The sequence below is a fragment of the Bradyrhizobium sp. BR14999 genome (assembly GCF_056106085.1).
The window spans coordinates 7,480,099-7,492,191 of record NZ_CM148536.1 but is presented as its reverse complement, the minus strand read 5'-3'; the positions used below and the strand labels follow the sequence as shown (position 1 = coordinate 7,492,191).

Annotated in this window: 11 protein-coding genes; 5 read left to right on the top strand and 6 right to left on the bottom strand. The window is 55.7% G+C overall.

Translation table 11 applies throughout. The annotated features are described in order from the left end of the window. Positions 1-10 precede the first annotated feature (10 nt). The 4 genes from ACR9YP_RS34965 to ACR9YP_RS34950 all read left to right on the top strand — a co-directional run bounded on the left by ACR9YP_RS34965 (position 11) and on the right by ACR9YP_RS34950 (position 2,665). Positions 11-682 (top strand): 3-oxoacid CoA-transferase subunit A, encoded by a 672-nt coding sequence (locus tag ACR9YP_RS34965; protein ID WP_474218072.1) that lies wholly within the window; start codon positions 11-13, stop codon positions 680-682. Next, positions 679-1,359 carry a 3-oxoacid CoA-transferase subunit B gene (locus ACR9YP_RS34960; protein ID WP_474218071.1) on the top strand — a complete coding sequence of 227 codons (681 nt, stop codon included), beginning with the start codon at positions 679-681 and terminating at the stop codon, positions 1,357-1,359. Before ACR9YP_RS34965 ends, ACR9YP_RS34960 begins: the two co-directional genes overlap by 4 nt. An 86-nt stretch (positions 1,360-1,445) precedes the next feature. Beyond that, on the top strand, positions 1,446-2,315 hold the full coding sequence (locus tag ACR9YP_RS34955) for a MaoC/PaaZ C-terminal domain-containing protein (protein ID WP_474218070.1): 870 nt from the start codon (positions 1,446-1,448) through the stop codon (positions 2,313-2,315). 29 nt (positions 2,316-2,344) lie between these two features. After that, complete coding sequence (locus ACR9YP_RS34950) at positions 2,345-2,665, top strand: AMP-binding protein (protein WP_474218069.1); 321 nt, start codon at positions 2,345-2,347, stop codon at positions 2,663-2,665. Here the strand turns inward: ACR9YP_RS34950 and ACR9YP_RS34945 are convergent. The 6 genes from ACR9YP_RS34945 to ACR9YP_RS34920 form a co-directional block, all read right to left on the bottom strand. Then, positions 2,605-2,751: a hypothetical protein gene (locus ACR9YP_RS34945; RefSeq protein WP_474221217.1), complete on the bottom strand. Its 147-nt coding sequence runs from the start codon at positions 2,749-2,751 to the stop codon at positions 2,605-2,607. The two genes, ACR9YP_RS34950 and ACR9YP_RS34945, sit on opposite strands and share 61 nt — an antisense overlap. 18 nt (positions 2,752-2,769) lie before the next feature. Next, on the bottom strand, positions 2,770-3,954 hold the full coding sequence (locus ACR9YP_RS34940) for an ABC transporter substrate-binding protein (RefSeq protein WP_474218068.1): 1,185 nt from the start codon (positions 3,952-3,954) through the stop codon (positions 2,770-2,772). Positions 3,955-4,098: 144 nt separating this feature from the next. After that, complete coding sequence (locus tag ACR9YP_RS34935; RefSeq protein ID WP_474218067.1) at positions 4,099-5,073, bottom strand: NADPH:quinone oxidoreductase family protein; 975 nt, start codon at positions 5,071-5,073, stop codon at positions 4,099-4,101. Positions 5,074-5,133: 60 nt separating this feature from the next. Beyond that, complete coding sequence (locus tag ACR9YP_RS34930) at positions 5,134-6,708, bottom strand: AMP-binding protein (protein WP_474218066.1); 1,575 nt, start codon at positions 6,706-6,708, stop codon at positions 5,134-5,136. A 1,220-nt stretch (positions 6,709-7,928) separates the two neighbouring features. Further along, positions 7,929-9,467: an AMP-binding protein gene (locus ACR9YP_RS34925; protein ID WP_474218065.1), complete on the bottom strand. Its 1,539-nt coding sequence runs from the start codon at positions 9,465-9,467 to the stop codon at positions 7,929-7,931. A 99-nt stretch (positions 9,468-9,566) separates the two neighbouring features. After that, a complete protein-coding gene (locus ACR9YP_RS34920; RefSeq protein ID WP_474218064.1) occupies positions 9,567-10,535 on the bottom strand; it encodes a phosphotriesterase family protein in 969 nt (322 codons plus the stop codon). Between the two features lie 234 nt (positions 10,536-10,769). Between ACR9YP_RS34920 and ACR9YP_RS34915 the strand changes: the two genes are divergently transcribed. After that, positions 10,770-12,005 (top strand): acyl-CoA dehydrogenase family protein, encoded by a 1,236-nt coding sequence (locus ACR9YP_RS34915; RefSeq protein ID WP_474218063.1) that lies wholly within the window; start codon positions 10,770-10,772, stop codon positions 12,003-12,005. The last annotated feature ends 88 nt before the right edge of the window (positions 12,006-12,093 follow it).

Here is a 12,093-nt window from a genome sequence, read left to right as displayed (position 1 = left end):
GCCTCTCTACATGATCGATAAAGAAGTAAGGACATTCTCCGATGCTGTCGAGGGCATTGCAGACGGTGCGGTCGTGCTGGTTGGCGGATTCGGAGCTGTTGGGGTAGCGGACAACCTGCTTGAGGCACTTCATGATCAGGGGGTCAAGGAACTGACGATCGTGGCCAACAATGCCGGTACTGGTACCGCGGGGCTTGCAAGGCTGATCAATTCAGGTCGTGTCAGAAAGGTGATTTGCTCCTATCCACGATCAGGAGACTACCAGGCGTTTCTTGCGGCTTACCAAGCAAAGACGTTGGAACTCGAACTCGTGCCACAGGGAACGATCAGCGAGAGAATGCGATGTGCAGCTGCAGGGCTGGGCGGCTTCTTCTCGCCGGTCTCTGCCGGTACCAAACTGGCTGAGGGAAAAGAGACGAGAGACATCAAGGGCCGACTGCACGTCTTCGAACCCCCGCTGCAAGGCGACGTCGCGCTCATCAAGGCGCACAAGGCGGACCGTTGGGGAAATCTAACGTATGCTAAGTCCGCGAGGAATTTCAACCCTGTCATGGCGATGGCGGCGAAGCTTACAGTCGTCGAAGTAGATCAAATTGTAAGCTTGGGAAGCATGGATCCGGAGGCGATTGCTACTCCAAACATATTCGTTGACCGTATCGTGGCGATTGGAGCGATCGCATGACCCCATTGACGCGAGAACAAATTGCTTGGCGCGCTGCTCAGGACTTGCGCGAGGGAGACTACGTCAATCTCGGTATCGGAATCCCAACGTTGGCGGCTAACTTCGTACCTAGGGACCGAGAGGTCATCTTTCATAGTGAGAACGGTATTCTTGGTCTTGGGCCTCGACCAGAGCATGGAGCCGAAGACGAAAATCTCATCGATGCGGGAAAGAATTTTACGACCTTGGCCGAAGGTGGTTGCTACATGCACCATGCTGACGCGTTTCTGATGATTAGAGGTGGGCATCTCGATGTAAGCTTACTCGGCGCGTTCGAGGTGGGGGAGAGCGGGGATCTCGCCAATTGGGCGACCGGTGATCCGACGTTTCCGCCCGGTGTGGGAGGCGCTATGGACTTGGCGGTCGGGGCTCGAGAGGTACGGGTGCTCATGGAGCACACAACAAGGGATAAGCAGCCGCGAATTCGTCTCAAGTGTAGCCTTCCGCTCACGGCATCTAGGGTAGTCAAACGGATCTACACCAATTGCGCCGTAATCGACATCGACCCGAATGGCCTGCTCGTTCGCGAAGTAATTGCCGGTATGAGCGCAGATAGGCTTCAGTCGATCACCGAGCCAAAGCTGCGGTTCGCGACTGACTTGCGGGTCCTGGATACGCCGCCAAGGATTGTCCGATAAAGGGATGTCGGACAGCAGGCACGTCTGACCATTAACAGCTTAACGTTTGGCGGAGCCTGGAATTCATTTTTGACCGCGGAGTATCTATGGTAGACTACTTGAGTGTGCGAGCTTGGCAGTCCCCTGAGATCCGCCACGTCTACACTGAAAAGGACACGATCCTCTATGCGCTGGGCGTCGGCGCTGCGTCAGACCCACTTGAGGATCAGCAGCTGCGCTTCGTTTTCGAGAGAAACTTGGTTGCGCTACCGACAATGGCGACGGTGCTCGCAACCCCAGGCGCTTGGATGCAAGAGAACAAGCAACTCGATATTGACTACCTCAAGGTTTTGCACGGAGAGCAAATAGTACGCATGCACGCGCCGTTGGCGCCGGCCGGAAGTATAATCGGCCAAAGCCGTGTAGTGCGCTTGGTTGATAAGGGGCAAGACAAGGGCGCAGTCATGCATGTGGAGAAAGAGCTCCGCGATGAATCTACAGGAAAGATCATTGCTACCTGCGAGCATGTTGTATTTTTGCGCGGAGACGGCGGGTTCTCGCGCAACGGCGGCGGCGATGCGGCTGCCCCTCCGCCGCCTGGCACTCCCCAACGAGAGCCGGATCATACGATCGAACTTACAACCCGGCCCGATCAGGCTGTATTGTATAGGCTATCGGGTGACCTTAATCCTCTTCACATTGACCCGTCCATTGCACGTAAGGCAGGCTTTCCTAAGCCAATCCTACATGGCCTCGCAAGTTACGGCATCGCCTGCCGCGGCATCGTTGAGACATATTGCGGGGCCGATGCCGGGCGGCTGCGAGATATCCGCGCCCGTATGTCCGCTCCGGTCTATCCTGGCGAAACGATCCGCCTCGTGTGTTGGCGGGAAGACGATCGTGTGGCATTTCGCGCAGAGGTAGCCGAGCGCAATGTCACTGTTCTAACCCACGGCTCGGCGACTCTCACAATCTAGTTTCAATCCACCAAATGGGCTGAGGAAAAGTGGAATGCGATGGCGCATCCGGCCTTGGCAGCGGTCGCCGCCAAGCCGTTCGACGAAGCGTCTGTTTGACCCAGGAACCCTTGTCGCCTCCAACAAGTTCGCAGTCTGATGTGACATTATTGCCGGATGATCCGGCTACGATCTTTTACACATCGGGAACGACCGGCCGACCCAAGGGCGCGCTCAGCTCGCACGCCATATCCACCTTTCTCCAAAACTCGGCGGTTTGGGAGAGCCCGTGGTTCTTAGCGCAAGGGGGCTATTCCACGGCAGCAAAGCCATCCACCAGCGCTTGGCCCCACTGGAGTTCGAGACTTTGAACTTCTCGCAGTTCGAATTGCGCTGGTCCCAAGACATTGTCGACCATCGGTTTGGCAAAAACCCACTGCCGCAATTTGCTAGGCATCTTGTCGATGCTCCAGTTTTAGTCCACGAGCACCCATCGATCGCCCTTGAACACCTGCAAGTAAATGTTCTTGATCGGACGATAATCGTCAGACGCGAGTTTAAAGCGAATACCGGGCAGCAGCATCGGCCTTTCGAGATCTAGGCTGGTTGCCTGCTTCAAGATGTTTTCGCGGCTAAGATCGCTTCCGCATTTTGCAATCACCTCGGCCATTACTTGCGCATTGTTAAAACCGCTAACGTAGAGACTATCTGACTTGTTCGCACCTGGAAGATACTTGTCCATGAAGGCGATGTATTCCTTGTAACCTGGGTCGTTTGCCCATCGGGGATCGTCCGGATCCTTGAGGTAAGCGCCTGAGATGACGCCCTGAGCTGCGTCCATTCCCGCGGGCACTAGAGCCGACGCGACGGAAGCTCCCGTCGCCGCGATATAGGTCTTTGCGTTCCAGCCGATCAGATGCTTCCGTCTAAGGATTTGCGCGCTGAACTTGGGAGTCGCTTGATAAAAGAAAACGTCAGCGCCACTCGCAGCCAAAGCGACCACCTGTGAGTCCACAGTCGGGTCGGTCGATTCATATCTCAGCTCGCTAACAACTTGACTGACCTTGGCGCCAAGCCCTTCCTTGAAGGCGGCAGCATAGTCTCGGCCGGCATCGTCGTTGGAATATAGAACGGCGATCTTGGCGTGGGGTGTGTTCTTGACGATTTCCGCAGCGTAGACCTTGGCCTCATCGGAATAGATCCATATGCCCGGTATCGTCCAGGGAAAGTGCTCGGGATCGGCGAAAGCCGATGCCCCGGCCACGATGAACAGCTGTGGAATCTTGCGCCCGTTTAGGTATTTTTTGATAGCTGTATTCGTGGGAGAACCCAGTGTTCCGAAGATCGCCGCGACCTCATCTTGCTCGACGAGGCGGCGCGTTTGCTCAAAGGCCTTGGGTGGGCTGTAGGCGTCGTCTAGACTAATCAAATTGACCTTGCGGCCATTGATGCCCCCCTTATCGTTGATCATCTGGAAGTAGGCGGATTCCGCCTTACCGTTAATTCCGTAAGCCGAGGCGGGCCCGCTGTAGGGCTTGGTCTGACCCAGCCTGATTTCCGTTGCTGTAACCCCGGGAGTTTGCGCGATGGCGCCGCCGGTTACACCCCAACCGATGCTTAATGAGCCGAGAAGCGCCAATAAGGATCTTGCCTGTTTCATAGTTTTCTCCCAGTAAGCGCGCCTGAAGTCCGACGCCCTTGTTTTTCTGCGTATCGAAGCGAGATTTGGTTTGAAGCGTTCCGAGCTATGACATGCCGACGTTGTCACTTCGCAAGGCAACGTGAGCTTGGTCCAACCTCTTTTCTAATCGATTTCGATCACGAGCTTTCCGGTAGCCCGACCTTCCATCAGGTCGGCAATAGCGCGTGGAGCTTGCTCAAGAGAATAACGTGCGCCGATGTGCGGCTTCAGCTTGCCCCAAGCGAGCCATCCAATGAGATCCTTCATGTCAGCTTGGAATTGCTCCGGCTGCTGCTCGACAGAAGCCCCCCAAAAAACCCCAATCGCCGAAGCCCCCTTTAGCAATGGCAAATTAAGGGGCAAGCTGGGAATCCGCCCGGCCGCGAAACCAATTACTAGAAACCGCCCGCTCCATCCGAGTGAGCGGAAAGCCGGCTCCGACAAGTCGCCGCCAACTGGATCATAGACGACGTCGACTCCCTTGGTCCCGCAGAGTTTCTTTATCTCTTGGCGGAGATCGCACGTGCGATAATTTATCAGATGATCCGCACCGCAACGCGCCGCCACATGGAGCTTCTCGGCGCTAGAAGCTGCAGCGATTACGCGTGCTCCAAGGAGCTTTCCCAGCTCGACTGCCGCGCTGCCTACTCCACCACCGGCACCCAACACGAGCAAGGTCTCACCCGGAAGAAGCCGTGCTCGAGTGCGCAAAGCATGGATCGTCGTTCCGTATGTTACGGTGAAGGCCGCCGCAACATCAAATCCGACCGACGCTGGCAGATGCAGCGCCCGGCCTGCATTTACAATCACCTGCTCAGCGTACGCCCCTCTGACAAAGGCGACTACCCGGTCCCCAGGCTTGAATGCCCTAACGCCCTCTCCGAGAGCATCGACAATCCCCGCACCTTCTCCTCCAGGGACAAACGGCGGCTCAAGCTTCGCTTGATAGCGGCCCGCGACCATCAATCCGTCGGGAAAATTGATGCCGGCGGCATGCAACCGTATTCGTACTTGACCGGGACCAGGCCCAGGTACCGGGAGATCCCGCACTCTCAAAACATCAGGGCTACCGAATTGTTCGCAAACAACTGCGCGCATGTAACTGCCGGTCCTTTCAGAATATACAGGAATGCCGACTGCTCTCGAAAATCTTATCAGTCAGCTTGCCGTAGGCTTCTCGGCCGTGCCTGCGGCCTTGATGTAACGGTCCCGCAACTCCCGCTTCAGCATCTTTCCGTTCGGCAATCGAGGGAGTACCGCGAAGTCAACAGTCTTGGGACATTTGTAGGATGCAATACGTGCGCGACAAAAGGCGATCATTTCGGTACCGAGTGCGCTGCTTTCCTCTATACCGCTCCTTAGTTGCACTACGGCTTTGACGTCTTGTCCGAATTCGTGATTTGGGACGCCAATCACAGCGACATCAAGCACAGAGGGGTGTTGGATCAGGGTATCTTCGATCTCTCGCGGATAGATGTTCACACCACCCGACAGTATTAAATCCGTGCGCCGGTCAGACAGGTATAGAAATCCGTCCGTATCGACGTATCCGATGTCTCCCATCGTGCTCCAACCCCGCGCGTTGTGCGATGATGCGGTTTTTTCGGGGTCATTAAAATATGTGTACCGACCGCCCCCACTGAAATAGATCGTGCCGACTTCTCCGGCGGGCAATTCGTCGCCATCCTCGCTCACGATATGAACTTTGCCAAAAACGGGACGGCCCACCGTGCCGGGATGGCTGAGCCATGCTTGCGTGTCGACGGCAGTCAGCCCGTTGCTCTCGCTCCCAGCGTAGTACTCATGGACGATGGGTCCCAGCCATTCGATCATCTCTCGCTTAATCTCGGGCGGACAAGGCGCCGCCGCATGGACCACGACCCGAAGACTGGAGGTGTCAAATTGCGTCCTCTCGGCTTCCGGCAGTCGCAGCATTCGAACGAACATCGTCGGAACAAACTGGGCATGCGTAACCTTGTAAGTTTCGATCAGGCGGAGGGTGTCGCGCGAATCGAACCTATCAACGACTATCACCGTGCCGCCGGCGCGCAGCACGTTCATGCTCCATGAGAGTCCCGCCGCGTGATAGAGTGGGGCAGGGACCAGATAGACAGTGTCACGATCGAACCCGTAGAACGAGCGCAAGAATTGACTGATGGGGGGCTGCTGTCCCCATGAAAGCTCGCCGCTTTGCATCCTGACGATGCCTTTCGGACGGCCTGTCGTGCCGGACGAATAGAACATGCATTCGCCCTCCAAGAGACCAATGTCCGGACCATCGGGGGTGTGATTGATGACCTCTCCGATATTGCGAAAGCCACCGAAAGCCGGTCCATGCGTCAGGGCGACAGTTACGCCTGGAATGTCGTTCGAAATTGCCTCGGCAACCTGGCGGACGTCCTCTGAAACAACAAGAACTTTTGCTTCGCAGTTTTGCACGATATAAGCGACCTCGCTCGAGGCAAGGTGCCAATTGATCGGCGTGTAGATCAGCCCCAAACGCTGGGCGGCCCAGCAAACGACCAAAAAGTCCTCGTTGTTGTTCATCATCACGGCTAGATGGTCGCCTGGAACAACACCCTGTTCGTTCAAATATCGTGCGAGCTTACGCGAGCGGCTGTTCAGTTCGAAATAGCTGATCTTCTCGCCAGTCGCCGCCATTACAAACGCAGGCCGATCCGGAGTTTCCTTTGCATGGATTACGATGTGGTACAGCTGCTGCTCGGTGTTCATATGGCTCTCCCTTGCCGCCGATTTCGACCACGGTTCTATGAACGTCTCTGCGCCAGGTGACGTGATCCCAGCCCTTAGACCATGGTACGGCCCGCTAGAATAACGTTGCATGTGCCGCGTGCGGTCGGTCTCTCCCGTCACTCTTGAGTCGCCTGCGCGGGCGTGCGCAAGTCTGCGTTCATTAATCCTCTGGCGTGTGCCGCGGAACGCGCTGTACTAACAGAGAGGCGAAGTCTCGCGGGGGCTGCGCGTGGTGTGGGTTTAGCCGGCCAATAACCTTTAGCTTTACTTGGATCCAAGGGGCGTCGGCTCGAACTGCGTTCGTTGACGCAGCCGTGATTTGGATACGCGAGCGCATTGCGATTTGAATTGTCCGTATCAAGGCGCTGCCGAGATAAGATCGATCGGCTCGACTTCATTGCGCTTGAAATCGCCAAAACGGTCAAAGTCGTATTGGAGCCTCCGTCCAGCCGTGATGTCGAACTTATGTACGCTTCCTCATATTCGGTACCGATCGGCATAGGCGCTGGTGAGCTTCTTGTTGCTTGCAAACTGCGCCTCGACAACGATCGGGGTGCCTGATGATGCATTTGCTCGGAGGAGCAGTTGCGGTTTCGCGGATCGCTCAGATCTATTCTCTTAGCCAAGACGTGACGCCGTGAAATTCGCGACCTTAGCGGATAGAGTTAGAGTGAGTGCATGTTGCAGGAAAAATTATGTCAAGCTCCCGAAGATCAAGTCCAATATGATTGTCGTATCTGCTAAGACTGCCTTGCTATGATAAGGCGACTAGTCTTGCGGCTGATTGTTGGAGAGTCCCTCAACTGTCCTTTTCGAGCGCATTGACAGTCGTTATGCCGCCACCGCACCAACTCGATCGAGTATCATCCTGCTGACCGCGAGATCGTGTCCCGCATACAGCGCCGATGTGGACCAAACAGCGTCGCAGGCATGTGAAGTTTGAGCTCTTTTCGCTCGGCGATCGCCTTCAGAACCGAAACGTGTGAGGCGTGTAGCTGCGTTAGCGACCCCCTTTCGGCGTTGCCGAGTCCACACGGCATGAACGGCGTCTACAATTAATCCGTCAATCAGAAATACTCCGGTGCCTGAGCGACGGGACATTCTTGCTGCCTCGCAGGATCGCATCCCCCCGAGCCTAGAGGATGTTGGTAGTTAGCCGTTCTCCAACTCGGAAACGATGCTTTAAGTTTCTCGTGGGTTTAGATTTGACGGTTCGCGCCTACCCAATAGGGATCGCGGAGCTTCCGCTTGAAAATCTTTCCAGAATCCTCTCTCGGCAATAGATCCTCGAAAGAGATCTGGCGAGGCACCTTGAATCCTGCGATGCTCTTTCGCAGACAACGACGAATATCGTCGGCATTCAGCGATGCTCCTGGCTGAAGCTGTATCGCCGCAGCGACCGATTCTCCGTATTCTTCATCCGGGACGCCAAATACAGCACAATCAGCAATCTCGGGAATCGCATGCAGCGCCGCCTCTATCTCGGCAGGATAGATATTGACCCCACCGGAGATGATCATGTCTGTCGCCCTGTCACAAAGATAGAGAAATCCCTGTTCGTCGACATAACCAACGTCTCCAGATGCGATGAAACCAGGTGCGCAATAGGGGGTCGACGAGCTGTTGTAATATTCGACTGAACTTGCCCCCTGGATGCGTGCGGTCACCTGCCCAATCTCGCCCGTCGGCAACTCAATCCCATCTGTTCCCACTATTCGGAGCTCGGTGTCGGGCATCGGGCGTCCTACGGTACCGACGTGCGCCAGCCATTCCTCGGTGTTGCAGAACGTTACGTTGCCCATTTCGCTGGAGCCGTAATACTCGTATATGACCGGCCCCCACCAATCGATCATGGCCTTTTTGATTGCGGGAGAGATCGGAGCCGCTGCATGGACTACGAAACTTAAGGAAGACAAATCGTATTTGGATTTCACGCTTTCCGAAAGCTTCAGTAGACGATTGAACATGATCGGTGCCATATTGAGATGCGTGATCCGCCGTTCCTCAATTAGTTTCAGGAGCCCTTCCGGATCAAATTTCGGCATGATCGCGATGTTCGCGCCGATCCGCAGAGAGAAAGTCGCATGTCCGTTGGGGGCAGCGTGATAAATTGGAGCAACAATTGCCGTACTGATCGATTCCGGCCGATCGAGGTAGTCGGTATATCCATAAGACTTGGCCAGCATCCGTGCGTGCACCTGACTCTGTTCAGCGGTAGGTGGTGCGCGCCGAACGCCCTTCGGACGACCTGTCGTCCCTGACGTATAGATCATGGCGCTCAATCTGGGCTTCGGTGGTCCCTCCATCGGCGCAAACCCTGAAAGCCATTTGCTCCAATTCAAAGTGTTAGTGGGGACTGCCGAGATTGCGTCATCGATGCCGTATTGCATGCGGATTTCGGGAGGCGTTTCCACCACAAGCACCGTCACCCCCACCGGGATAATCTCTCGGATTTCGATCAGCAGATCGGCGTGAACGACGAGGACGCTGGCTTTGCTGTCCTCCAGAATGAATTGTGCCTCGTTCGCGGTGAAGTGCCAGTTCAAGGCGACGATATAGGCCCCAAGCTGTCCCGTCGCAGCGGAAACTTCCAGAAATGAAACATCGTTCCGCAACATGATCGCGACACCATCGCCAGCGCTGATTCCAATCGACTTCAGGCCGGTCGCTGCGCGAGCACCGTTCGCCTTAATATCTGTCAGCTCGTACGTGTGCCCTGCCTGAAAAATTGTGGCCATCTGTATCCCCCGAAGAATTGTTGTTGCCAATGCCGGCAAGCGTGGATTTCATTGTTCTGCGGATCGCGATTGTGGCTTCGGACGAATCAATGCGCGGTTTTACTCCGAAGAGGATTCAAAGAAGCGCTTTGGGTTGTCGTGCAGTATGAAGTCGAGATCCCCCGCGGCTACACCCAGCTCAATGAGCCGCGGAAAGACATTCTCGAAAAGATGGGTCATTCGGGAGTTCGGATAGATGTCCCGTAAGGCATTAACCCGAACATTTCCAGGCAAGCCTCCCAGCAAACACTCTACGTTGTCGTGCGATACCATCACTCGATCTCGATGCCCCGCATCAACAAGCAGCTTAAGGTTCTTCATGCGGACATCGTCGGAAATCAGGCGGTCAAGGCCGAATCGGTCAAACCCGACATAGGCTCCGCGCTCGGCGATCGAGCGTTGATAGTCGAGGTCGTCGCGACCATCGCTGTGGCCAACGAGAAGACGGTCCGCGGCAACACCTTCCCCGGTGATGATATCAATCTGATCATGGCCGCAAGAACAGTTCTCCGTGTGCGACAACACCGGCACGCCCGCAATGCGGGCCGCTCGGCCAGCCGCGGTCAAAACCTTGCGCTCGAACTCGGATACAAAGCCATCGCCCGTAGCGATCTTTATAATGCCTGGACGGATGCCACTGTTTGCGATGCCATCTTCCAGTTCTTGAACGTAAATATCGGTGATCTCATCTACCGACATGGGGCGAAAGATAAACGGTTCACCGGCAGCCTCAGTATACAGTCCGGTGGCACAGATCAGATTGATACCAGAGCGTTGCGAAACCTCTGCGCAAAACTCGACATTTCTTCCCATGTCCATGGGGCAGGGATCCACCACCGTGCGCACACCAAATTCGTGCAGCATTTGAAAGGCATCCACGACGCGATTCATCGCATCACCTCGCTCAAATCGCGGCCGTCTCGGGTCGAGATACCACCCTGGAAAGCCGACCATGACGTGCTCGTGGATGAGCGTTCGTCCAAGATCCGCGGAATCCATGACCCCGCACACGGTGTTGATGGTCGTCATCGATCACCAGTTTTGCAATGTTGCAAAAGGTAGTACACTGTACTATCAGGAGCATCGATCGGTTACAATAGTTGCTGCGCCGCGATCTAGCCGTACGGACGGATTTGTCATGGATGGCTCGACGGAATTCAGGGAACTGACGCGAGACTAGAGGAAGACGTGAGTCTAACGCGCGGCGTCGCATGCATTCCGCTGCGATAAGAACAATTTGCGAACCCTTCAGGCGAGGCAAGGATGGCGATTGATTTTGAGATACCAGCAGATGTGGAGGCTGTTCGCTTAGATATTCGCAAATGGGTCAACGAAGAATGCAAACCTGCGGAGCAGCGCGTCCTGGCGGGGGCACCATTCAAGGACCTCATCAACGAACTGCGTGCAAAGGCCAGGGATCGCGGGCTCTGGATGCCGTTTCTGCCCAAGGAAGTCGGCGGAATGGGACTGAAGCCGCTGGCGAATGCTCTCGTACAGATGGAGTTATTTCAAAGCCCGTTTGGCGCTCTCTCAACCAATTCGCAAGGTCCCGACGACGCTTCGACATTGACAATCCTGAATAAGGGGACCGAGTATCAAAAGAGCCATTTCCTGCAGCCGATACTTCGCGGCGAAAAACGAATTTGCTTTGCGATGACCGAGAAGGCGGCCGGCGCAGATGCCACCGGCATGCAAACGGTCGCTACGAAACGCGCTGACGGAAGTTACGTTCTGAACGGCGAAAAGTGGTTCATCAGCGGGGCTTCGGGCGCTGACATAGCTATGATTATGGCGAAGACGAATCCCGACGCGCCGCGACACAAGCAATTCTCTACCTTTCTGGTCGACCTTCCGAATCCAGGATTTCGCGTGAAGCGCGACGTGCAAACAATGGAATTGCAGACCGCGCTATCGCAGCTGGTCTATGTAGGTCATGCGGAAGTCGAAATTAATGATCTGGTCGTTTCCGCCGACCATATTGTTGGAGGTGAAGGTAACGGATTCGAAATGGGCCAGTTTCGTCTGGCTTACGGACGACTTCGCCATGGAACGCACAATGTAGCCATCGCTCAGCGTGCGCTCGACATGGCCGCGGCGCGCGCCTGCGAGCGTTCGACATTTGGTCGACGGCTCTCCGATAGGCAAGCCATCCAGTTCATGCTCGCCGATTGCGCGAGTGAGCTGTACATCGCCCGCTTAATGATTCTTCACATTGCATACAAAGCCGAACGAGGGATGGATATTCGGCAGGAGAATGGTATCGCAAAGTTGTTTCTCGCGAAGATGGTCCACAAGGTCGTCGATACCGCTATCCAAATCCACGGCGCGCTAGGCTACAGTCAGGATACCCCCCTTGCTCGCTGGTACACGCAAGCGCGCATGCAGCGCATTGTTGACGGGCCCGACGAAGTGCACAAATGGACCACGGGTAGAAACGTTATCAAGGCTTTCACAGCCGATGGAACTACGGCTCGCGCCGCGGGAGGCGACCTCTTTTGATTGGGCCTTAAGCTCGAGGACGCGGTCCTGCTGCGACTTTGCATGTAGTACGACGGCCGTGCTCGCAGCAGGCAAGACCTGATGGGGC

Excerpts from the sequence above, each read along its gene's own strand:
- ACR9YP_RS34965 (WP_474218072.1), top strand. The coding sequence starts at position 11 with ATGATCGATAAAGAAGTAAGGACATTCTCCGATGCTGTCGAGGGCATT.
- ACR9YP_RS34960 (WP_474218071.1), top strand. The coding sequence starts at position 679 with ATGACCCCATTGACGCGAGAACAAATTGCTTGGCGCGCTGCTCAGGAC.
- ACR9YP_RS34955 (WP_474218070.1), top strand. The coding sequence starts at position 1,446 with ATGGTAGACTACTTGAGTGTGCGAGCTTGGCAGTCCCCTGAGATCCGC.
- ACR9YP_RS34945 (WP_474221217.1), bottom strand. The coding sequence starts at position 2,751 with ATGCCTAGCAAATTGCGGCAGTGGGTTTTTGCCAAACCGATGGTCGAC.
- ACR9YP_RS34940 (WP_474218068.1), bottom strand. The coding sequence starts at position 3,954 with ATGAAACAGGCAAGATCCTTATTGGCGCTTCTCGGCTCATTAAGCATC.
- ACR9YP_RS34935 (WP_474218067.1), bottom strand. The coding sequence starts at position 5,073 with ATGCGCGCAGTTGTTTGCGAACAATTCGGTAGCCCTGATGTTTTGAGA.
- ACR9YP_RS34930 (WP_474218066.1), bottom strand. The coding sequence starts at position 6,708 with ATGAACACCGAGCAGCAGCTGTACCACATCGTAATCCATGCAAAGGAA.
- ACR9YP_RS34925 (WP_474218065.1), bottom strand. The coding sequence starts at position 9,467 with ATGGCCACAATTTTTCAGGCAGGGCACACGTACGAGCTGACAGATATT.
- ACR9YP_RS34920 (WP_474218064.1), bottom strand. The coding sequence starts at position 10,535 with ATGACGACCATCAACACCGTGTGCGGGGTCATGGATTCCGCGGATCTT.
- ACR9YP_RS34915 (WP_474218063.1), top strand. The coding sequence starts at position 10,770 with ATGGCGATTGATTTTGAGATACCAGCAGATGTGGAGGCTGTTCGCTTA.